The 23277-nt window shown below is 37.7% G+C and carries 24 protein-coding genes; 8 read left to right on the forward strand and 16 right to left on the reverse strand.

Annotation, left to right across the window (positions count from 1 at the left end; all coding sequences use genetic code 11):
* Positions 1-433: 433 nt before the first annotated feature.
* Positions 434-1309 carry a nucleotidyltransferase-like protein gene (locus MN204_RS19420; protein WP_249872737.1) on the reverse strand — a complete coding sequence of 292 codons (876 nt, stop codon included), beginning with the start codon at positions 1307-1309 and terminating at the stop codon, positions 434-436.
* A gap of 124 nt (positions 1310-1433) precedes the next feature.
* On the opposite strand from MN204_RS19420, the gene MN204_RS19425 reads away from it, so the two are divergent.
* From MN204_RS19425 to MN204_RS19435, 3 genes are all read left to right on the forward strand, one after another.
* Entirely contained in the window at positions 1434-1811 is a 378-nt protein-coding gene (locus MN204_RS19425) for a YgzB family protein (protein WP_249872738.1), read from the forward strand.
* Positions 1812-1891: 80 nt separating this feature from the next.
* Complete coding sequence (pabB, locus tag MN204_RS19430) at positions 1892-3625, forward strand: aminodeoxychorismate synthase component I (RefSeq protein ID WP_249872739.1); 1734 nt, start codon at positions 1892-1894, stop codon at positions 3623-3625.
* Positions 3626-3726: 101 nt separating this feature from the next.
* Positions 3727-4185, forward strand: a complete 459-nt coding sequence (locus MN204_RS19435; protein WP_249872740.1) for a VOC family protein — start codon at positions 3727-3729, stop codon at positions 4183-4185.
* Between the two features lie 477 nt (positions 4186-4662).
* Here MN204_RS19435 and perR read toward each other — a convergent pair whose 3' ends face one another.
* From perR to MN204_RS19460, 5 genes are all read right to left on the reverse strand, one after another.
* A complete protein-coding gene (perR, locus tag MN204_RS19440) occupies positions 4663-5097 on the reverse strand; it encodes a peroxide-responsive transcriptional repressor PerR (protein WP_249872741.1) in 435 nt (144 codons plus the stop codon).
* Positions 5098-5245: 148 nt separating this feature from the next.
* Complete coding sequence (locus MN204_RS19445; protein ID WP_249872742.1) at positions 5246-5803, reverse strand: cob(I)yrinic acid a,c-diamide adenosyltransferase; 558 nt, start codon at positions 5801-5803, stop codon at positions 5246-5248.
* A gap of 1 nt (position 5804) precedes the next feature.
* Complete coding sequence (locus MN204_RS19450) at positions 5805-6752, reverse strand: D-2-hydroxyacid dehydrogenase (RefSeq protein ID WP_249872743.1); 948 nt, start codon at positions 6750-6752, stop codon at positions 5805-5807.
* Between the two features lie 96 nt (positions 6753-6848).
* The gene (bcp, locus tag MN204_RS19455; RefSeq protein ID WP_249872744.1) at positions 6849-7316 is read right to left on the reverse strand and encodes a thioredoxin-dependent thiol peroxidase; all 468 of its coding nucleotides are present in this window, start codon (positions 7314-7316) and stop codon (positions 6849-6851) included.
* Positions 7317-7374: 58 nt separating this feature from the next.
* The gene (locus MN204_RS19460) at positions 7375-7809 is read right to left on the reverse strand and encodes a potassium channel family protein (protein ID WP_249872745.1); all 435 of its coding nucleotides are present in this window, start codon (positions 7807-7809) and stop codon (positions 7375-7377) included.
* 173 nt (positions 7810-7982) lie between these two features.
* Between MN204_RS19460 and MN204_RS19465 the strand changes: the two genes are divergently transcribed.
* Positions 7983-9275 (forward strand): glutamate-1-semialdehyde 2,1-aminomutase, encoded by a 1293-nt coding sequence (locus MN204_RS19465; protein WP_249872746.1) that lies wholly within the window; start codon positions 7983-7985, stop codon positions 9273-9275.
* Positions 9276-9528: 253 nt separating this feature from the next.
* Here the strand turns inward: MN204_RS19465 and MN204_RS19470 are convergent, their stop codons facing one another.
* The 4 genes from MN204_RS19470 to MN204_RS19485 form a co-directional block, all read right to left on the reverse strand.
* On the reverse strand, positions 9529-10659 hold the full coding sequence (locus MN204_RS19470; RefSeq protein WP_249872747.1) for a Gfo/Idh/MocA family protein: 1131 nt from the start codon (positions 10657-10659) through the stop codon (positions 9529-9531).
* 152 nt (positions 10660-10811) lie between these two features.
* The gene (locus MN204_RS19475) at positions 10812-12131 is read right to left on the reverse strand and encodes an NtaA/DmoA family FMN-dependent monooxygenase (protein ID WP_249872748.1); all 1320 of its coding nucleotides are present in this window, start codon (positions 12129-12131) and stop codon (positions 10812-10814) included.
* A 13-nt stretch (positions 12132-12144) separates the two neighbouring features.
* Positions 12145-13191 (reverse strand): LLM class flavin-dependent oxidoreductase, encoded by a 1047-nt coding sequence (locus tag MN204_RS19480; RefSeq protein WP_249872749.1) that lies wholly within the window; start codon positions 13189-13191, stop codon positions 12145-12147.
* A 125-nt stretch (positions 13192-13316) separates the two neighbouring features.
* Complete coding sequence (locus MN204_RS19485) at positions 13317-13733, reverse strand: MarR family winged helix-turn-helix transcriptional regulator (protein ID WP_249872750.1); 417 nt, start codon at positions 13731-13733, stop codon at positions 13317-13319.
* Positions 13734-14104: 371 nt separating this feature from the next.
* Here MN204_RS19485 and MN204_RS19490 point away from each other — a divergent pair, with 371 nt between their 5' ends.
* Complete coding sequence (locus tag MN204_RS19490; protein ID WP_249872751.1) at positions 14105-14860, forward strand: SDR family NAD(P)-dependent oxidoreductase; 756 nt, start codon at positions 14105-14107, stop codon at positions 14858-14860.
* Between the two features lie 505 nt (positions 14861-15365).
* Here MN204_RS19490 and MN204_RS19495 read toward each other — a convergent pair.
* The 3 genes from MN204_RS19495 to MN204_RS19505 form a co-directional block, all read right to left on the reverse strand.
* On the reverse strand, positions 15366-17120 hold the full coding sequence (locus MN204_RS19495) for an ABC transporter ATP-binding protein (RefSeq protein ID WP_249872752.1): 1755 nt from the start codon (positions 17118-17120) through the stop codon (positions 15366-15368).
* 106 nt (positions 17121-17226) lie between these two features.
* Positions 17227-17754: a nucleoside tri-diphosphate phosphatase gene (ntdP, locus tag MN204_RS19500; RefSeq protein WP_249872785.1), complete on the reverse strand. Its 528-nt coding sequence runs from the start codon at positions 17752-17754 to the stop codon at positions 17227-17229.
* Between the two features lie 232 nt (positions 17755-17986).
* Positions 17987-18157, reverse strand: a complete 171-nt coding sequence (locus MN204_RS19505) for a gamma-type small acid-soluble spore protein (protein WP_249872753.1) — start codon at positions 18155-18157, stop codon at positions 17987-17989.
* Positions 18158-18321: 164 nt separating this feature from the next.
* On the opposite strand from MN204_RS19505, the gene yfhS reads away from it, so the two are divergent.
* Positions 18322-18519 carry a mother cell protein YfhS gene (gene yfhS / locus MN204_RS19510; RefSeq protein ID WP_249872754.1) on the forward strand — a complete coding sequence of 66 codons (198 nt, stop codon included), beginning with the start codon at positions 18322-18324 and terminating at the stop codon, positions 18517-18519.
* A gap of 32 nt (positions 18520-18551) precedes the next feature.
* On the opposite strand, the gene mutY is transcribed toward yfhS, so the two are convergent.
* On the reverse strand, positions 18552-19634 hold the full coding sequence (gene mutY / locus MN204_RS19515) for an A/G-specific adenine glycosylase (RefSeq protein ID WP_249872755.1): 1083 nt from the start codon (positions 19632-19634) through the stop codon (positions 18552-18554).
* Between the two features lie 68 nt (positions 19635-19702).
* On the opposite strand from mutY, the gene MN204_RS19520 reads away from it, so the two are divergent.
* A complete protein-coding gene (locus MN204_RS19520; RefSeq protein WP_249872756.1) occupies positions 19703-20689 on the forward strand; it encodes a metal-dependent hydrolase in 987 nt (328 codons plus the stop codon).
* Between the two features lie 30 nt (positions 20690-20719).
* Here MN204_RS19520 and MN204_RS19525 read toward each other — a convergent pair whose 3' ends face one another.
* Both MN204_RS19525 and recX read right to left on the reverse strand, forming a co-directional pair.
* The gene (locus tag MN204_RS19525) at positions 20720-21055 is read right to left on the reverse strand and encodes a YfhH family protein (RefSeq protein ID WP_249872757.1); all 336 of its coding nucleotides are present in this window, start codon (positions 21053-21055) and stop codon (positions 20720-20722) included.
* 57 nt (positions 21056-21112) lie between these two features.
* A complete protein-coding gene (gene recX, locus MN204_RS19530; RefSeq protein ID WP_249872758.1) occupies positions 21113-21925 on the reverse strand; it encodes a recombination regulator RecX in 813 nt (270 codons plus the stop codon).
* 206 nt (positions 21926-22131) lie between these two features.
* Here recX and MN204_RS19535 point away from each other — a divergent pair, with 206 nt between their 5' ends.
* The gene (locus tag MN204_RS19535; protein WP_249872759.1) at positions 22132-23043 is read left to right on the forward strand and encodes a TIGR01777 family oxidoreductase; all 912 of its coding nucleotides are present in this window, start codon (positions 22132-22134) and stop codon (positions 23041-23043) included.
* Positions 23044-23277 lie beyond the last annotated feature (234 nt).

The following is a 23277-nucleotide window of genomic DNA, read 5'->3' on the forward strand; positions in this document are numbered from 1 at the left end:
GGCACGCCGCCAGCGTTCGTCCTGAGCCAAGATCAAACTCTCCATAAAAGTGTTTGAATTAGCTTAGTCAGAAGACTAGCTTCTGTTTGTTACTTGTTTTGAAAGAAAACGTCGTTTTCTTTCTTGACATACTGGTTGTTTTGTTCAGTTTTCAAAGAGCAAATTTGTAAGTCGCTTTGTTCAGCGGCGACTTCTCTAATATAACATAACCGTTGATATCATGTCAACAATTAATTTTTATATTTTTTTGTCGCAATTCCTTGTGGAATTTGGCAACAGACATAACTTTATCATGGTTATATAATAATGTCAACAATTAATTTACAATAACTTTTCGTTCCCTTTACAAAAGGTAAAGCTAACATGAGCAAAGGTTCGTTCACGTGGGCTTTACCGCAATTCCGTTAATTATATTCATTTCCAATTCGTATTGTTACTCATTTTTATTTACGATATATTTCCTTTGAAAAACTCCTTCCCCTTTCGTTCCCTCCAAAATTACTGAAATGATATTCTTCTCAATAAGATAGGAAAGGACTGCACTTAAATCGTACGTATACGGTTGAACATTCGGCATATTTTTAATATCGGCATAGGACCAAGCAGTGTTTTCTTCCTTCATGATATCCAGAAGATGCGTTGCGGCTGTCTTTGCTCTATTGTTAATTACAAAGTCCATGGCGATAATCATCAATTCGATCCTTTTTCCGACTTCTTCATTACTTTCAATAAATACTTCATATAGTTTATACACTTCCAGATCGATATTCTTCACTTGGCTCCACACAGTCACTTCAGGATAATATCCTTTTTCAATTACAGAGAGTCTTGCAAGATAATGAAGGGAGACAAGAATTTTACTATGGGCATCCTTAATTTCTCCAGTTTCATATAGAGATTTCGCTTCACTATAGCACTTGATAAGTTTGCCAAAAACGATTGCTTTTCTAAGATTCCTTTTTTCCACGGGAAATTCGCGTAGCTGTTCTTTTAAACCCTTAATATATTCATTGCGGTCGAATACCGTTTTTCCATATATAACCCACTCAACTGCCCTGCGGTATCCGCTCGTATCTATCCACTCCGTCAATATATCTTCTTTCACAATATGTACTGCTGCTGTTTTCTTAGCAACCTCATAATGTTTTACATACCAAGTTTGATGATAGTCTTTCACTATTATAAGTAGAATCACGTCAAAATCATCGGTTATCGGACTATCATATTGTGTTTTTTCTATGATTAAGATACCCATTGTTTTTGGATTGCTGGCATGCTCTTGATATATTGGTCTCAGGAAATTATCCATCGTTCATTTCCTCCATTCTTCTATTATTATTATAGTTCGCTATATTTAAGCAAAATTCCTTTTTCAGATTCAAAATTTTTAAGAATATATGCTATACTACAATTGTAATCTAAGGAGGAAAAACATGGCACAACAATTGGTTTATTCGAGTAAAATAAATAAAATAAGAACTTTTGCCCTACTTCTGATTTTCGGTGGAATATTATTAATGTATGCTGGCATATTAACAAAAAATATAGAATGGTTAATGGTTTTATTCTTCTTATTAGGAGTATTGATGGTCGTTTTCAGCTGTGTCGTTTATTTATGGATAGGAATGTTGTCACTGAAGGCAGTGCCGGTTGTCTGTCCAAGCTGTGAGAAACCAACAAAAATGCTTGGACGTGTGGATGCTTGTATGCATTGTAAGCAACCTATGACGATGGACAGGGAGCTAGAAGGAAAAGAATTTGATGAAAAATACAATACACGGAAATACGCTAAATCCAATAAAAAACATTAAATCCGTCGGCGCCGACGGATTTTTTTAAACTTTAATACGTCTATTTTAGCTTTAATATGTTCTGGAAAGGAAAGAAATAAATGAACAACATACTGCATTTTGACTTTATAAAAGAGGATGGAAGGAAAAACCCATTGCTTTTTAAAGATCCAATAAGGATAATCTCCACATCTTCTATAGAAGAGATAATTCCTTTATTGGAGGAAGTTGAAGAAGAAACAAATAATGGTTACTATGCCGCGGGCTATGTTTCCTATGAAGCCTCCCCAGCTTTTGATAAAGACTTCAAGGTAAATGCCAATCCAGAAATGCCGCTCCTTTGGTTTGGAATATATGAGCAACCCAGCAAGGAGACACTGGAGAGCTTTCAGGAGTTTGGGATGACAAAATGGAAACCAGAAACCAAAAGAAATGAATATAATGATAACATTCAGCGAATAAAAGATTATATCCAGCAAGGAATTACATATCAAGTCAACTATACAATCAGAATGCTCTCAGAATTTAAAGGGGATTCTATTGCATTTTATAATCAATTGGCAGAAGCCCAGGCTGCCCATTACAGTGCCTATTTAAACATTGGAGATTATACGGTCATTTCAGCCTCTCCTGAATTATTCTTCCACTTGAAAGACAGGAATATGAAAACAAAGCCAATGAAAGGCACCATCGCTCGTGGCAACAATCAACAAGAAGATAAATATAATGCAGACTGGCTATACCGATCTGAAAAGAATCGTGCAGAAAATGTGATGATCGTCGATTTATTGCGTAATGATCTGGGAATGATTGCTAGAGAAGGAAGTGTAAAGGTTCCCCAATTATATTCCATTGAAACGTACCCGACCGTGTATCAGATGACATCTACGGTTACTGCTGAAATTTCCCCCAAAAAAACAATTTTAGACGTTTTTAAAGCACTATTTCCTTGTGGATCGATAACCGGGGCCCCTAAAATCAGCACAATGGATATTATTCATCAACTCGAGAGTAGTCCGAGGGATGTGTACTGTGGTGCAATTGGTTATATAACGCCTGAAAAAGAAGCCATTTTTAATGTCCCTATTCGTACCGTTATGATCAATAATGAAAGTGGCATTGCTGCGTACGGTGTTGGTGGTGGTATTACGTGGGATTCAACAGATGAAGAGGAATATAATGAAATCCTTACAAAAGCTAAAGTATTGGACGTAAAGCCTGCTGATTTCAAATTATTGGAATCACTTGGTTTGGAAAATGGATCCTACCTCGTACTCGATAATCATTTGGAAAGATTACAGAAAACAGCAGATTTTTTTGATTTTAAATTGGATCTTGCAGCTGCCAGACTTCAATTGGATGTGTTTGCTGCAAATCATAATCAAGGTAACTGGAAAGTAAGGTTACTATCGAATCGATTTGGTGAACTCTATATAGAAGGAAATGAAATGACTCCATTTACAGAGCCAATATATGTAGAGCTGGCAAGCATACCAATCGTAAGGGATAACGTATTTCTTCATCATAAGACAACAAACAGAAGTGTATACGAAGCTATTGCAGCACTTCATCCTGATGTTTACGATGTGCTGTTATGGAATGAAGAACAGGAAATCACTGAATTCACAACTGGTAATATCGTGATTGAATTGAACGCTAAATTATATACACCTCCATTGAGTTCAGGGTTACTCCCAGGAACATATCGAAAGCATTTGCTGGATAGGAATGTGATTTCAGAAAGAAAAATACTTGTAGAAGAACTCTCAGATGTTTCAGCCATCTGGCTCATCAATAGTGTCAGAAAATGGGTTCCAGTAAAGATCATAAAATAACCCAAGCTAAAACTAAGGCAGATTCTTTAATTATTATACAGAGTTATTTACTATCGGGCAGGATTATTAAAGATAAGATACTTTTCAAAGGAGTGGGAGTAATGATAAAGGGATTATATGAAGCACATTTGCCTGTAAAAAATTTAGAAGTGTCAATTAAATTTTATCGAAAATTAGGTTTAAAGTTTGCTTGGCGTGATGAAGACACTGCTTTCTTTTGGATAGAAGAAGGGAAAAGCTGGTTAGGATTGTGGGAAGGAAAGGAGTACCAGACTTCTTATCACCCATCTTTAAGACATATTGCTTTTCGAGTTACATATGAGGATTTAAAAAAGTCTATAGAATGGTTTGAATCCATACAAGTTGAAGCTGCAACATTTGGAGGTAGAAAATCAATTAAGCCATTTGTAAGACCACATCAGGGAAATGCTTCTGTCTATTTTGATGACCCAGATGGAAATAGTTTAGAATTGATGTGTTTTATTGAAGTTCCTAATGAATTAAAACATATTACTGAAAAGTTGTCATTTGAAGATTGGGAGGAATTATTAGTAGATTAAAAAGACGCAATATTAAGCAACCGTGTCATTTAATAAAATAAGAATGAAGCAAAGTTTCATATTTATTAATGCTATTATGTGCTTGTAAGATATTTTACTTATACTAAAGTGCAATATCTTACAATACTTAAAATTCTACTCCGTCCGTGCAATGAATTATTTAAATCCCCAGTGCATACTCTTTACTTGTAACATTGGATATTAAGGCTAGACTTTAGCGTCGTCAACGGTTATCACGGGAGTTTCTAGGAACCGGAGCTGGACGTGGCTGTTTTTGCTGCCAAAATTTTTTACTTTCTTATATTATAAAAATAGGACTTCGAGAAAAAAAATTCTCGAAGTCCTATTAATGTAATTTATACTGCGAACTCATTCATAATAATTGTGTAAACTACCTTGTGAATGATGATGCGAATTATCATATTGCACCTCACAAGTGAACCCGTTATTATAAATGCAACTGGTTTTTATATGTTGTTAATGCTTTTGCGTTTGGCATTCGTCGCATTTACCATATACTTCAAGGCGATGGTGACTTACTTCAAATCCTGTTACTTGCTCTGCAAGTGATTCCACTTCATCCAATGATGGATAATGAAAATCAACTATCTTGCCGCATGCATCACATATAATATGATAATGATCAGACGTATTGCAGTCGAAACGGCTTGACGAATCACCATAAGTCAATTCGCGAACAAGTCCGATTTCCTTTAGAACACGCAGGTTATTATAAACAGTAGCAACACTCATATTAGGGAATTTGCCTTCCAAAGCTTTATAGATTTCATCTGCTGTTGGATGTACCATTGCATTAAGCAGGTATTCAAGAACTGCGTGACGTTGTGGTGTGATACGGACGCCTGATTCCTTTAATGTATCTATCGCTTCCCGTAATCTTTCTTCAGACACCGCCAACCACCTCTCTTTCAATAATATATTGTTCAATTAATAACATTATTAGATTATAATCTTTATAATTAGTGTACCTGCTCCCATAGCATTCTGTCAATAATAGTATATTATTCGATATCATTTTAATTACCAGTATTACCAGTTATTAAACATCCACGTTTAATGTTAACTCTTCTCCGCCCAATTTTTTATTTACATATCTGGCTGCAACAAACAAGAAGTCGGATAAGCGATTCAAATAAGATAGAACAAGACTGTTTTCAAGTTCATCTTCCAATCCAACCGCCATACGTTCGGCACGTCTTACAACCGTTCTTGCAATATGCAACGCACTTGAAGCGCTATGACCTGACGGGAGTATAAAGTTTTTAAGCGGTTCCAGTTCCTGATCCCACTCATCAATCTGCTTTTCCATTTCATCTATATGTTTTTGCTCCAGCTTCCAGCTAACTTCCTTATCCTTTGGCGTGGACAGTTCTGAACCAACATGAAAAAGAATCGTCTGAACCCTATGCATTTGATCAAGAAATGTCTTTTTTCCATCCCAGTCTTGTGCATCAAGGAAACTGAGGGCCAATCCAATTGCAGAATTAGCCTCATCACAAGTTCCATATGCTTCTACACGTAAATGATTCTTAGGTACGCGTTTTCCATAGACGAGAGATGTTAACCCTTTATCGCCTGAGCGAGTGTATATACGCATCTTAATACCCCCTGGATAAGTTTATTTTGTTCATGAAGTCATCTTTTCGCTCCAAATATTTTTCAAGGTTCATTGTAAATATTTCCATTGCCCTTGTAACATAATGTGGTGAAAGGCCCGAGAGATGAGGTGTTATCGTGATATTCGCTTCGTTCCAAAACGGATGGTTCGCCGGTAATGGTTCTTCTTCAAAAACATCCAACACCGCGTGGGCAATCTCCCCAGTTTCAACCGCTTTTAGTATTGTTTCGCTTTTGACCGCATCTCCCCGTCCCATATTCAAAAATACACCATGGTTAGGCATTGCTTTGAAATGTTCATCGATATAGAAATGCTTCGTTTCTTTTGTGCTCGGCAATACAGAGACGAGGAAATCCGCTTGTGGCAGGACTTCAGTCAAGTCCTCATTCGTATGATTCTCATCAAAGTAGTCCACCTTTTTCCCGCTTCTTGATATACCTATCGTTTTCATGCGAAAGGCTTTTGCCAGACGTGCCACTTCTTGACCGATTGCCCCTGTACCAGCAATAACGATTGTTTTACCAGTTATCTCATTAATCCTGACCGACTTATCCCACTTCTCGTCATTCTCATTTTGAAATAAAACTTTTTCATTTCGATACACCTGAAGCAGCATCGATATAGCATATTCCGCCATCTGCACCTTATGGATCCCTCGAACATTTGTCACCATGATACCCTTTTCCTCAAGCATTTGGAATGGTAACTCATCCACTCCAGCAGATAACACCATGATCCACTTTAGATTTTCCGCTTTACTTATTAATGTTTCATTAATATCATTTCCATATGTTACATATATCTCTGCTTCAGGTAAATACGTTAATGTTTCATCCTGATTATCTGAAAAAACAATCTTTTGTTCCGGGAATGCCTCCCTTAATTTCTCCCGATGTCTACTCGAAATTTTTGCAGGAAATAATATCATTGTTATTCCTCCCCTTACTGACCTTTCTTATATAGTAAACGTTTTCTTAGTGACTGAAAAGAAAAACAGCCCTTGCATGGACTGCTTTCAATACGATTAAAGATTTTCTTTAATAAATTCTAAAGCTTCTTCCACATGACCATTTACCTTTACTTTTCGGTATTCCTTTTGAAGTTTTCCTTCTTTATCAAGGATAAATGTGGAACGTTCAATACCATAATACTCTTTTCCAAAGTTCTTTTTCAGTTTCCATACACCAAAAGCATCTGCAACCTGATGATCTTCATCCGCTAAAAGTAAAAACGGCAAGTCATGTTTATTAATAAATTTCTGATGACTCTCAACCGGGTCAGGACTGATTCCAATGATCACTGCGTCCAGTTCTGCAAAGCTTGCATGTCGATCACGAAAATCACAAGCCTCGGTCGTACAACCTGGAGTCATATCTTTTGGATAAAAATATAAAACGACGTGTTTCCCTTTAAAATCGGATAAGCTTACTTGCTCCCCCGAATGGCTCGGTAATGTAAAGTCCTCAATCTGTTTCCCAACTTCTACTGTCATACTAACCCCTCCATCAAAACTTGTTTACCTGTACTATAGCATATAGTGAGAACAAATTTCATTCTTCCCTGCTTCTCCCTCCAAACTGAACAATTTTCAATACAAAGGCAGCAGGCAAAATATAGCCAATCAATGCTTCTGTCAAAGCAATGAACCGTCCAATTCCTATTGGCGTAATATCCCCATAACCAATTGTAAGCAATGTAACTCCACTGAAGTACATCGAGTGAATGATCGATCCGACAATGCTGACCTGCCGCAACTCACCATTCTCCACAAGAATAATTCCTTGAAAAGATAATATAAAATAGATCATGCCATAACCGAATAGTACGATAATATAAATCAGTAATAAAGAAACAAACACTTCTGTCGAGAAATGGTTTTCCCATGTTTCCATCATTAGATTCTTTCGCTTGCTTCGGATGAAATCATATAAACTCCTTCCAAGCACAAAACAGACACAAAGAAATAACAGCCAAGGAATAATCATTGTGAGGGCCCCTCTTTTTTAATCGTTGTATAATATATGTATGCAAAATAACAGCTGGCTTGTCTTAAAAAAACTTAAATCCAGTTCAATAAAACTGTTTTCATTATCCATCTTTGTTATATTAGTTAGTGTTACATGTTGCTACTGCATGGACTTAAGGGAGGAAAATATAGATGAATTTCACAAAGTCAGAAGAACTGCATAAAGAAGCTTTGGAACATATTGTCGGCGGTGTTAATTCACCATCCCGTGCGTATAAAGCTGTAGGTGGAGGTTCCCCAGTATATATGGAGCGTGGACAAGGCCCCTATTTCTGGGATGTGGATGGGAATAAATATATCGACTATCTTGCAGCATATGGACCGATCATTACGGGGCATGCCCACCCACATATCGCCAAAGCGATTGCACATGCAGCAACTACCGGGATATTATACGGTACCCCGACAAAACTGGAAAATCAATTTGCCAAAATGCTTAAGGAAGCTATCCCTTCACTTGAGAGAGTTCGTTTTAATAATTCAGGTACGGAAGCAGTTATGACTACAATTCGCGTAGCGCGTGCCTATACCGGCAGAACAAAGATTATTAAATTTGCAGGATGCTACCATGGGCATTTTGATGCTGTATTGGTTCAGGCAGGATCAGGGCCATCTACGCTCGGAACACCAGATTCCGCCGGTGTACCAAAATCAACAGCAGCAGATGTAATTACAGTCCCATTTAATGACCTTGAAGCCTACAAAGAAGCATTGGCTAAGTGGGGAGATCAAATTGCAGCAGTATTAGTAGAACCGATTGTAGGAAATTTTGGAATCGTAGAGCCACATGAAGGATTTCTTCAAGAAATAAACGACTTGACGCACGAAGCAGGTGCACTTGTTATTTATGACGAAGTAATTACTGCATTCCGATTCACTTATGGAAGTGCACAGCAGTTGTATGGTGTTGAACCTGACATGACTGCAATGGGTAAAATAATCGGTGGTGGACTACCTATCGGAGCTTATGGTGGACGAAAAGATATTATGGAACAGGTTGCACCGCTTGGACCTGCATATCAAGCAGGAACAATGGCCGGGAACCCGGCATCCATGGCATCAGGAATCGCCTGTCTGGAAGTATTGAAACAAGATGGTGTTTACGAAAAACTGGATAAACTTGGTGACCGATTGGAAAAAGGTATCCTTACAAAAGCGCAGGAATTCGACGCATCGATTACCGTCAACCGATTACGTGGTGCACTTACTGTGTATTTTGGTGAAGAAAAGGTCACAAATTACGCCCATGCTGAAGCAACGGATGGCGAAGCTTTTGCACGCTTCTTTAAATTAATGCTCCAACAGGGTATTAATCTCGCCCCTTCAAAATATGAAGCATGGTTCCTAACAACAGAGCACCGTGAATCAGATATCGACGAAACAATCGAAGCAGTTGGAAATGCGTTTAAGGCGATGAAAGGATAGTAAATAGGGCTATAGCTATATTCATCAGTGCAGGAAGGAAAATTGTTGTATTTACCTCTTCCTGCAAATGAAAAAATGGACGCTTCCATGCGGAGCGTCCATTTTTTGGTTTGCTCTTTTCGTAAATTTTGGAGCGTTCAGGGGCGGGGCATGAGCGCTTCTTTCAGGTTTGGAGCGCTCTAGGGCAGGGGCGAGCGCTTATAGAAATTAACTATGTCATATAATTTTACTTATTAGTTATAGTTAAAGAGCTCTAGTCTAATTTCTGTGCCATTCCCATACGTGAAGATGTTTCGATTGCATCAAGAAGCTGATGGCGAACTAGAGCATGTGCAAAATCAGGCGTAAGGTTGGTACCTTCACGAATATCTTTTGCAAATTGCGCATACAGTCTTCCCGTATTACTAGATACACTCGTTGGTACATGTTGAGCCAGTTCATAATAAGAAGAGGGAATAGCCATCTCACTGACCATTGTATCTTCCGCGCGGCCACCTTCCAATTTTAAATCCGTCAACTGGACTGATCCAATTGGAGCAGTTAAGACCAAGTCACCTTTACTTCCATTAATTTCCCAACGCATATTCTCTCCACGAGAGCTACCGCCCCGATAAAATACAGAGATAGCTGCACCACTATTTACTGTACCTATGATAGAAGCATAATTTGGCGAAGTAACAGGAATGTTTTTATTTTCTTCCATTAATAGAACTTCTTTTTGATTTGCTACAAGGTTAGCTGAAACACTTATAAAATCACCGAGCATATAAGATAGAGCATCTAGGGCATGAAGAACTGGAATCGATAGTACCGTCGCACCGTTAGTTGCATCAAATAAATATGCATGGTTACGATCTGTAACATTCCCCCAACCTGTACCTGATCCGACTAGGACCGATCCTTGCAACTCACCAATATAACCATCCGCAATTAAATCACGCACGTAACGAATAGCAGGTTGAAAACGTGCTTGTAAGCCTACCGCAGTGCGAATCCCCGCTTGTTCAGCACGTTTGGCAAGATCTTTCGCTTCTACTAGACCATTACCAAGTGGCCATTCCGAAAACACCATTTTGCCCGCGTCTAGTGCAGCAGAGATTAGTTCATGGTGGTAAGGAACCTTCACTGTTACAACGACCAAATCTACATCAGGATGATTTACCAAATCCTGATGATTATCAAAAGCTGGCACTCCAAATTCCTTTTCAGCTGCTTCTGCTGATTCCCGACGGCTTGTACTTACTGCTCGGAGTTCATAATCCTCAGGTAATGCCTTAATAGCAGGAATATGTGCGTTCATTGCCCAACTATGAGGGTTTAATGGGCTTGCACCAATAATTCCAACACCAATTTTCTTGTTACTTACTTGTTTTTCATTTGCCATGTTAACACTCCTTTTAAAATTGATAAGCTTGATTTGTCTCATTCCAAATAGGATAATTATATAGGTCAAACAAATGTATTAACCTAAAACCAATTGTTAATGATCAACATGAACGATATCTTAATCATTCATAAATTTTGGTCTTATAAAATCTACTCCATGCCTCCATATTGGTAAGGTATTCCCATATGCTCACGTAAAGTAGTACCTTCATAATCTTCATGGAACAAGCCTCGTTCTTGTAAAATCGGAATAACTTGGTCAACGAAATCACGAATACCATCAAAGCTTACGTCTGGTTGAATGGCAAAACCATCACACGCTCCGTTCACAAACCATTCTTCCATAAAATCAGCAACATCTTCAGCGGTACCAACAATAACTGGATGATAATTAATAACCCCATGTGCCAATACATCCCGTATCGTCATTCCTGTCTTAACAAGTTCTAATGCTCCCGGGGAACGTGGATCTTGCGGGTTCGCAAAGGCAGACTCAAGCATATGCTTCGGAACCGGTTGATCAATTTGTTCGTATGATAAAGGAACACCAATCATCGACCCTAAATATTGAACCCTTCCTCTCAAATCACCATTACGATCTAGTTGTCTTCGTCGTTCTAACGCTTCTTCTTTAGTAGGTGCAATCGAAGGAATAATACCTGGAAATACTTTTATCTCATCTGGATCACGCCCAAATCTTTTTGCCCCTGCACGAAAAATTTCTCTATATACACTTGCAGTTTTCATATCATATGGATTTGTATACAGACCATTAGCATATTGTCCAAGAATTTTAAGTGTTTCTTCGGATCCTCCTGCTGTAAAAATAACAGGTTGTCCTTGCTTTGAAGGTGGAATTGGCAAAGGTCCTCTTGACTGGACGTAATTTCCAGCCAGGTTAACCGGTTGAATTTTGTCCATATCAGCAAATTTTCCATTTTCAACATCAAGCAGCAGAGCATCTTCTTCCCAGCTCCCCCATAAGCCCTGAACAATTTGCATAAATTCATGTGCTTGTTCGTATCTTTCTTGGCGACTTGGTACCTTATCTCCAAAGTTCATAGCTGCCACAGGGTTGGAAGTCGTAACAAAATTTACTCCTATTCTTCCATTACTGACTACATCTAGTGCTTTTAGTTGCCGGGCAACATTGTAGGGGTGGTTAAAAGTAGTAGATATCGTCGTAAGTAAACCAATTCGTTCCGTCTCTCTAGCCAATGCTGTCAATAAAACAATCGGATCCATCGGGGACTGAGGTGGTTGATTACTGATATCAGACGTCAGTGCAGGTGTATCAGCGAAGAAAATCATTTGTATTTTTCCACGCTCCGCTATTTTTGCTAATTCAACCTGTACATCTATATTTGTATAAGCATCCGTAACTGCATTAGGCATACTCCAAGCACCCTGGTCTAACCCATAACCGGAACCCATTTGCATCACTAATTGCATTTTTGGTTTGTTTTCCATATTATCTGCTCCTCTATTCGTTAGTTCCTTTTAAATTAAACTCTTCCGCAAGCAGCCGATAACCCTTTTGACTAGCTTCTTTATCTGCGTAATACTCCATAATCATTATTTCATCGACCATCGTTTCTTTCGCTATATGTCGTAACTTTTGTCCTACCGTCTCAATCCCTCCAATAATAAAGCGATCTTTATTTTGGATTCTTGCTGCACTTTCTGCTGGTGAGTACTCACGGTTACTTGCTTCTTCCAATGTTGGGAATGGTGAATGAATGTCACCTGTATGTAATCTCGCCCAGAATAACTCAGCTGGACCAGCTAAATACTGAGCCTCTTCGTCTGTCTCCGCCGTAATTAAAATCGTCGTAAAAATACCTTTTGGTTCTGTAAAGTGCTTCGAATGTTTAAAGTTATTTCGATATCCACGTAGTACTTGAGTCGCTAAATGTGGAGCCAAGTGAGAAGCAAAAGCAAACCCAAGACCTTCACTCATGGCAAACTGCACTCCCCCAGTACTCGAACCCAGCATATATATGGCTGGCATTAGTGTATGATTCCCATCATTTGGAATAGGAATGATTCCATTGTAAGGGTGATCAGAAGGAAAATCCCGATTGAAAAAGGAAAGCAATTCATCAAATTGTTTCGGAAAATCGTATGATAATACAGCTTCCTTGGATTGCCTTAGGGCATAAGCAGTCACATGATCTGTTCCAGTCGCCCTCCCGATTCCGAGGTCAATTCTGCCCGGATGCATCGCTTCTAATAATGAAAAGTTTTCCACTACTTTTAATGGACTATGATTCGGCATCATAATCCCACCTGCGCCTACTCGAATACGATTTGTATGTGCAGCAGCATGAGCAATCATTAATTCTGGAGATGTACTAACTTGGTTTGCTGTATTATGATGTTCTGCAAACCAATAGCGTGAATAACCTAATTCATCCGCAAGTTGGATGCGTTCTGTTGAATCTTCCAATGTCTGGCTCACATCATTTTCTTGCAATTTTGTACCAATATCCAAAATGGAAAGTTTAATATCCTTAACGTCAATCGACATATCACACAGTCCTCCTATAATCATTTATAGCTCTCATTTACTAGCCTACTAAACATTTGAGGGTAAATATGTAAAACAGTTTCGTAATTAATTAGCCTGCTAAGTAATTACGCGGAAATAGAGATTTAGCGCAGATTTTTCTCCATTTGCTGTAAGAACTTATTTAAGAGTACACGTTCCTCATCTGTTAGTCCTTTCAATAGTTTATCTTGTTGACTGCGCCACATTTCCTCGATAGGATCACGAACTCCCCATCCTATTTCCGTTAAATAAACACGACTAACACGGCCGTCATCAGCGTCTTTCTTCCGATAAACAAATTCCTTTTTTTCTAGCGTTTTAACCATATTTGTAACGGTAGGGAGTTCACACCTTAGCTGTTCTCTCAATTCCATTTGTGTCATCCCATTTTCATTCCACAATTTACACAGTAAATTATCTTGACCGACATGAAGGCCTAATTCTCGTAACATTTCTGAGTATTGCCTTCGCATCTGAGAGGATATTTTATCAATGTGTTCACGTATTTCATTATCGACCACAAGCAAACCTCACTTTCAATAAATATTTAGCAAGCTAAGTAAATACTAACATAATGTTAATTATAAAACGAATATAACGAGATGCATGTATCACTCAGTACCAGTAATTGAATAATAAATAACTTTATTAACTATACTTCTACGTTGGCCTTTTTCACCATAAAATACAGCAGCTTTCATTGAGTATTCCTCCTGTCGGTATTAGTTATCTTTGTTAGCAATATCTTACAACGCATATATCAAATTAATTGTTTTTTATATTTCTATTTCTTTTCAAACTATTAAATTGACATTTTTCATTGTAAGCCTTATCATTTACTTGTAATTGATTTTTATTGAATTAAATATAAAATGTAAAGGGATGATTTTCTATGGGAAGATTAGATGACAAAGTAGCAATTGTAACAGGTGCAGGCGGGGGACAAGGAGCAGCAGAAGCTAAATTATTAGCTAAAGAAGGTGCAAAGGTAGTTGTAACCGATGTTGCATTTGAAAATGTACAAAATATAGCAAAAGAAATAAATGAAGAATTTCCAGGGTCGGCGATTGCTTTAAAACATGATGTAGCTTCTGAAGAAAATTGGCAGGAGGTAACAAAAAAAGCAATTGAAGAGTTTGGAAAGATTAATGTTCTAGTTAATAATGCTGGTGTGCTGGCTACGAAGTCTTATGAAGAAGTAGATCAAGAGTATTTCCAATTTGCTATGAATATTAATACCTGGGGACAATTTGTTGGTATTAAAACCGTTGCACCATATATGAAAGAAAATGGTGGTGGTTCCATTATAAATATCGGTTCATTAGCAAGTGTTATCAATGCAGGTGGTTTTAATCCTTATACTGCAAGTAAAGGTGCTGTTGAGGCATTGAGTCGTTCAGCAGCTGCTGAATTTGGACCCTTTAAAATTCGTGTGAACTCCGTACATCCCGGCTCTATCAATACGAAAATGCTTACAGATACAGTAACCACCCAAGAAGGATTAGACGCTGTAGCTCAAATGATCCCATTAAGACGCCATGGTGAACCAGTAGACGTAGCAAAACTTGTTTTATTCTTGGCAAGCGATGATTCAGAATATATTACAGCTGACAGATTTATCATCGATGGCGGTATGTGGGTTCAATAATATTAAAATGAAATATATTTTATCTGTAGTCATTAAAATATAATTAGAAAACTTGGCATGCGCCAAGCCTTTGGGCGAATGCCTTAGTTGCACTTATGCAAGTAAGAAAGTTTATACTTTCTTACTTGCTAAAAAAATAAAGAACTGTATTTAAATACTTACAGTTCTTTATTTAGTATTAAGACTCAAAAAATTATAATGTTTCCAAGTCATTTTCTCTTTCTAACAATTACCATCGTGTCCAATAAATGATCAAATTGTTGAACCAAGATCAAATAATCTTCTTACACTATCCTAACCAGTTAGTGTTAGTACATTTCTTCCAATCTCATATTTAAGTTTAACATAAAATGTCTGAAATTTTAGGAACCCCCATAAGTTAAATTGATTTTTATAATGCTAAAAGCTCTGCTAAAATGCAGAGCTTTTAGCATATAATTTGTAGGTTAATTTGATTATTTAATTAGTGTTAAACACCTCAAAATGGAACCCTTTATTGTCATGATTATGCTTTTACATCATCCAAATGCTGAATTTGATATAAATCATAATAATGCCCCTGGAGATTCATTAACTCATTATGGGAACCTACCTCCACAATTTGACCATTCTCAATTACAACAATACGATCAGCATGTGTAATGGTTGCAAGTCGGTGTGCAACAATAAATGTAGTACGTTCAGATGCCAGTCTTTCCATCGTCTCCTGAATTAAATGTTCACTTTCCAGATCGAGTGCAGATGTCGCTTCATCAAAGATCAGAATTGGAGGATTCTTTAGGAAAACACGTGCAATTGCGACCCGTTGTTTTTGCCCCCCTGACAATTTGACACCACGTTCTCCAACCAGCGTATCATACCCATATGGCAGGGATTCAATAAAGTCATGTGCGTTTGCATCTTTTGCTGCTGCAATCACTTCTTCATCTGTTGCATCAGGTTTACCCATCCGAATATTCGTTGCAATGGATTCACTGAAAAGTATATTATCCTGGAGAACCATTCCTATATTATTACGCAATGACCTGGCTTTCATATCTCGAATATCAATGCCATCAACTTTAATCGCCCCGCCGGTAACATCATAAAATCGTGGTATTAAACTGATCAAGGTAGATTTCCCCCCACCACTCATACCTACAAGTGCTATTGTTTCACCTTTTTCGACATTAAGGTGAATATTGCTCAAAACAGATTGTTCTTCTTCATCGTACGTAAAGGAAACATTACAGAATTCGACAGTTCCTTTCACTCTTCCTGGTTCGATGGCATTTTCCTTATCAACAATATCGTACTTTTCATTCATAAATTCAAATACCCGGTCAATGGATGCAATGGCCTGAACAAGAGTTGTTGAAGAGTTAATAAGCCTTCTCAATGGGCTGTAGACTCTTTCCATATATCCGACAAAAGCCATCATCGTTCCCAATGTTACATCTCCGATTATTACCTGATAGCCGGCAAAAGCTATAACAAGAAGTGGAGCTAAATCCGTAATCGTGTTCGTTACAGCAAATGTCTTTGCATTCCAATCCGTATGGTGCAAAGCTTTATCAAGAAAATTTCTGTTACGTGATTGAAACTGACCTTGCTCATAGTCTTCCAGTGCAAAACTTCTCGTCACAGGCACACCCTGCACCCGTTCATGGAGATGGCCCTGCACCTCAGCGAGAGCCTGGGATCTTTCCCTTGTCAAACGACGTAATCTGCCGAAAAAGTATTTAATCGCAAAACCGAACAGTGGAAAAAGAATGATGGACACAATGGTCAAGCTCACATCCATCGTCAGCATAATCGCTATGGCAATGAGTATCGTTATCAGGTCAAGCCATATGTTCATTAATCCAGTTATTACGAAATTTTTCGTTTGTTCGACATCATTTATTACCCGGGAAATAATTTCGCCGGTTTTTGTCTGAGAATAGAATTTCAAGCTCAATTTTTGTATATGGTCAAACAGCTTGTCTCGAATGTCATATAAAATTTTATTACCGACCCATTGAGCTAAATATTGGCGAATATATTCAATCGGCGGACGCAATACAAGAAATACAGCGAATGAAATACCCATTATCCAAAACAGATTTGTGATTTTATCTGTATCACTCATATCTGCACCAATAATATCATCAATGACATATTTCAAAATTAAAGGCATTAATAAAGGTATGCCAAATTTAATAATCCCAACAAGAATTGTCCAAAATATCTTCCATTTATATGGTTTTACAAATTTCATGTATTGCTTTACACTGCTCATATAGTTGATCTTCCTCTATTGTTTTGTGTCACTAAAAATCCCTGTTACACATCTGACCTGGTAACAAGGATATATTCTCTAAATGAATGCCTTAAAAACTTCACTTTCAGCGATATGTCAAATATCTTTCATACCAATTATCTACAAAATCTGGTGCAAATGGTCCTTTCCGTTGTCTAACCCATCTTAACAGATATTCCATATTATTATGAAGAATTCGATCAAGAACAACAGGATAGTTCATTAATTCTTTATGTTCATCATACTCATCCTCATCCAATAAATCATAGGTCATGTCTGGATAAACTTTAACATCCAGATCATAATCGATATATTTCAATGCCTCTTCATCGTATATGAAAGGTGAACTTATATTGCAATAATAGTGAATACCGTCATCTCGAAGCATTCCAATTATATTAAACCAATACTTCGCATGGAAATAACAAATCGCTGGTTCTCTAGTGATCCAGGTACGACCATCACTTTCTGTTACCTGCGTCCTATCGTTTGCTCCGATAACCACTGTTTCCGTACCTTTTAAAACCACACTGTTCTCCCATGTCCGATGCAGTTGTCCATTGTGTTTGTAGCTCTGTATTTGCATTTTAGATCCCGCCTTCGGAGCCACCATTTTATCTTCCTTTCTGCGTATATCCATTCCGTGTAATTATCCATCAATTATAAAGGTAAGATAGCTAAATATAAAGCATAATGCCCCAATCAGAAAAGGAGAAGAGTTTTTTAAAACAGTAACTTCCTCAGAATCACTACGATGGAGACTTGAATAAATCAGAAGAAACAAAAAGGATACCCTTCTTATTAAAAAGAAGGGTACCCTTTTTGTCACTTGGAATATTGATTTGTTACTTCTTTTTTGATTGGGATTGTTGATTTTGCTGTTTTACATGCTGAACATCTGTTTCAGAAGCAAACTCAGTTCCATACTGCCCTTGTCCTTGAGCAGCTTGTTGGTTTTGCTGTTTTACGTGCTGAACATTTGTACCTGAAGTTGTTTGATTTGGTTTTTTAGCCATCACTATCACCTCCGCAATAATTAATCTATCCATTCCACATGAAGTTATCCAATTTATTTCTACATTTTTAGGTTGTCGCGAAAAGTAAAATATGGCAACGAATAAAACGGAGGAAATAGTAAACCTTAATAATGTGATTTCAGTTCATTTTTGGAGGAATTGCCATGAACACACCAAGGGACTTTACAGAACTGTCTATGCTTAGTAAAACTAAATGGCATGATAACGAATTGCACTATTTTCAGCATGCACTTTCACAAATTCTACCCTATATAAATTCAGAAGGATTAACGATTTTACATGAAATTAACAGTGAAATGTATCACCGAGCCGAAAACGATCAAGACTCCCTCAACCAATAGAGGGAGTCTTGATCGTTTTTAGTAATTGATTTTTACTTTTCCATGCCTTCTATGTGTTTAAACATTTTCTGATGTGAAACCGGAAAAGGGTATTTTGAAATATCCGCTTTATTCACAAAAATTAATCTTTTATCCTCTGTTTCAACTTGATCGGTTGTCGCATCGTATATTTCCAACTGCCAAATAATATGGGAAAATACGTGTTTCAGTTTCCCTTTTTGCTCTCCTAATCGCACTCGCAAGCCATATTCATTGTAAACCCAATTTTCAAGATATTCGATACTAATTTCGTTTATTGGAACCATTGGAAACTGCCACAGATTTGCCAATAATCCGTTTTCCGCTCTTTTTTCGATAACATATTCACCATAATTGTTTTTTATAAGCAAGACTACATAGGGCATTGTTTTTTGTTTTTTAGACTTGGCTTTAATCGGTAAATGTTCCTGTACGCCTTCCGCGAATGCCTGACAGTGCTCCTGCACAGGACAAAACATGCAGGCCGGAGACTTTGGCGTGCAGATTGTCGCTCCCAAATCCATAATTGCCTGATTGAAAGACGAAGGATCTTCTTCCGATATCACTTGGCGAACATACTCTTCAAACAGTTTTTTTGTACGTGGCTGAGCTATATCCTCTTCGATCATCAAAAGCCTTGAAAAGACGCGCATGACATTCCCATCAACGGCAGGTTCAGGCTGGTTATAGGCTATGGATAAAATAGCCCCCTTAGTGTACGGGCCAATTCCTTTTAATGAACTTAACTCCTTTGGTGTGGAGGGGACTTTCCCATCATATTTTTCTACTACTTCACGTACCGCGTTTTGAAGGTTTCTTGCACGGGAATAGTACCCTAAACCTTCCCATGTTTTGAGAACATCCTGTTGATTTGCTGCGGCAAGCTCATAAACAGTTGGATATTTATCGATAAAACGATTAAAATAAGGGATAACTGTATCTACTTTCGTCTGCTGCAGCATGATTTCGGAAACCCATATTTTATATGGATCCCTTTCTCTACGCCATGGCAGATCTCGTTTCGTTTCACCATACCAGCTGAGAATATCATTTTGGAATGTTGAAATGTTGAAATTCTTTAATAATTCTTTAGTCATCATTGCACTTCCTTTATGCTACAATACACATATAATTCTTATATTCCACTTGAGGAGGACCACTTTGTATGGATACTGGCACTCATATAGTAATGGGCATCGCGTTAGGTGGATTGGCTACTTTAGACCCTGCAGTGCATAACGATCCGGTACTATTTAATGCTGTATTGGTCGGGACGGTGGTTGGTTCACATGCACCGGATTTCGATACCGTTTTTAAACTCAAAAATAATGCAACCTATATTCGTCACCATCGCGGTGCATCCCATTCACTGCCAGCAATCTTTTTATGGGGGTTGCTAGTGTCTGGTATCATCTACATGTTTGTTCCCGAAGTAAGTTACTTTCATTTATGGCTATGGACATCATTGGCAGTCATCATTCATGTTTTTGTCGACCTATTTAACGCCTATGGAACACAAGCATTCAGACCGTTTTCCAATAAATGGATAGCGAAGGGCTTCATTAGCACGTTTGATCCCTATATCTTTTTCCTTAATATTGCAGGAATCACCGCATGGGCTCTTGGGGCAAACCCTGGCTACACTTGGGTGACCATCTATACGGTCATTGTATTATATTATATAAAACGTTACATGGACAAACGGGAAATCGTGAAAAAAATAAAAGAATACTTTCCAGATACAATTGAAATCGCTACATCACCTACAATAAAACAAAACTACTGGCGTGTTGCCATTACAACAGAGGATAAATTTTATGTAGGCACAGTTGAAAACCGTCACATTGAAATTGTCGATGAATTTTGGAAGGTGCCTTTGCCGGACACTCCAATTATAAATACTGCCAAAAAAGACAAAAATATCGAAGCGTTTTTAAATTTCTCACCTGTCTACCGCTGGGAAATTAATCAGTTTGATTCCGTTACAGAAGTTCGTTTCATCGATCTCCGCTATCGATCGAAAACCTATTATCCATTTGTTGCGGTGGTACAAATTGATAAAAACATGAAAATCATTAGCTCCTACACTGGTTGGATTTTCTCCGAGCACAAGCTGAAAAGCAAATTATATGTTGGTGACCCAACGACATAGAAAAACAGCAGGCAGTCGAGCCTGCTGTTTTTAACTTTTTACTTTTTTTCCAAGTAAGGATATCGGGAGGGCCTCCTCTTTTTCATACATTTCATCGAGAAGATTAATTCGATGCCCCCATGCAAACACACCGTTTATATAATTAATTTTAAATGTAAAACCCGGTTCCATTCTCAATTGATATATTTCATCGGAAGCAAAGTCACTTGGATTTAGTGTATATGCCAAAGCAACCTGCATTTTGCGTTCATTTATCTGTACTTCCGAAATATTGCCCAATTGCTCTGCTTTCTGAGCTTTTTCTTTTAATAAACCTATTTCTCTATGTAACTGTTCGATTGAATAATCGCTATATCGATAATTCATGTTGTCATCCCCTTCCCCACTATTATTTTAACAATTGTTTGATCTAATGGGAACAGTTTATTGCTCTTCTCTATCATCCAGAAATTTATTAATCAGCTCAAAAGCAAACCCTTTTCGATATAAACCTTCTGTCACTTTTTGCCGTAATGCGTATCCTTCATGTTTCTTTTCGTGTTTTCTCAACAGCTTTTCCCCTTGATAAACAAGGGCATCCCATTCACCATCCTGGTTCTTTCCTTCCTCAATTCCAGCAAATGCCTCTTTAATTGCTTCCTGACTAAACCCCTTTTGCAGTAAGTTCGTCTGAAGCTGTTGGGTCTGTTTGCGAAAGGATTCTTTCCTACTGGAATTTACTTTCTTACCGATGAGCTTTTTTATTTTTTCATATTGCTTCTCATATGGATAATGATGGAGTGCAGAATCTGCTATAAGCTTAGTGACTCCTTTATCGATTAATTCTTTTTTAATCATTTTGGGCCCTTTCGAGGAAGTATTCATTCTTGAGCGAACAAACATCAATGCAAACTGCTCATCATCAATCAATTTTTCATCCGTAAGCTTCTTTATAATCTGATCAATATGTTCTTCATCGACTTCTTTTTTTACCAGATAATCGATGATTTCCTTCTTCGTTCGCATGCGGTAGCTTAAAAAGTTGATTGCTTGGGTATATGATTTATGTAATGTATCTTTCTGAATAAGTGTGGCGATCATGGATTCTTCCAATTCCTGTCCTTTACGCAACCGAAACTCGATTAATATAGCTTCATCCACACTAAAGCCATACTCTTCTCCATTAGAAGTACTTAAGAAGATATTGAACCGATTCTTATGTTTTACTTGTGTCGTGATTCGGGTAATTTTTCTCAATGATCCCACCCCTTTCATTTATAATAACAGAATAATCGTTATACCGACCAGTGTTCGGCATTCAAAGAGACATAGAAGAAAGCAGACTCAGAAAGTTAAGGGATGATGCATTGTAAATAAAAATTAATTACTATTTCAATACAGTAAGAACCAAATTGATGTATATAATAATAAAGAATGCAATTTTTACATGGGAGGGCTACAACTTGAATTTTCTTATAAGCGGCGGTTCTGGTTTCATTGGCAAACATCTATCCAAATCCTTGCATGAAAAAGGAAATCATACGTATATACTTACTCGATCTGCCAACAACAAGACGAACACAATCAATACTACGTACATACCATATAATTATCCATCTGATAGGCTTCCAATCATAGATGGAGTCATTAATTTAGCCGGTGAGTCACTTTTTGGCTACTGGTCTTCCAAAAAGAAAGATGACATTATTAAAAGCAGACTAGATGCTACGAATCAGATTATTGAACTGATTAAAAACATGAAAACCAAACCAAAAGTTTTCATCAGTGGTTCAGCTGTCGGATACTATGGAACATCTGAGGATCTAATATATACCGAAGCCACCACGAAACCAGGGAAAGATTTCCTCGCAGAAGTAACAGTTAAATGGGAAGAAGCTGCCCGCCAGGCTGAATCAATGGGTATCAGAACGATTTATGCCCGATTCGGTATCGTCCTTGGCAATGAAGGTTCACTTCCTTTAATGAGCATTCCCGTCAAAATGTTAACTGGTGGAAAAATCGGAAATGGGGAACAATGGATGTCTTGGATTCATATCCAGGATGCTGTAAATCTGATTGAATACTGTCTATTCGAACCTCAGCTTGAAGGTCCGGTTAATTTTACTGCACCGAAACCAAAAAGAAATAAAGAATTCATGAAAATACTTTCAAAAAATCTGAAGCGACCATACTGGTTTCGGACACCTTCCACGCTCATTCACGCTACGATTGGGGAAATGGGACAGTTAATTACAAAAGGACAATATGTATTGCCACAAAAGGCTTTGGAACAGGGGTTTGAGTTCAACTATCCAGAGTTGAACGATGCCTTAAAACAGCTTGCTGATGCAAAGAAAACGAAAACATTATCCTAAGTCTCTCGATGAATTTCTTTGCCCTTATACAGGTAAGAAAATTTTAATAAAAATTTACAAAAAAACAGTTCCCTTTTAAATAAAAAAATTGTAAAATAAAAATACCAAAATACGAAAGAGATGAATGGATCGTATTACTTTACAACACAGAATTATATAGGGAAGGCAAATGGTGCGCCACCAGTTTATCTGGTTCTAGTGGGTTCGATTCCCACCCCGAATTTTTGTTGAACG

This window comes from Oceanobacillus saliphilus (genome assembly GCF_023522835.1).
Taxonomy (GTDB): Bacteria; Bacillota; Bacilli; order Bacillales; family Amphibacillaceae; genus Oceanobacillus; species Oceanobacillus saliphilus.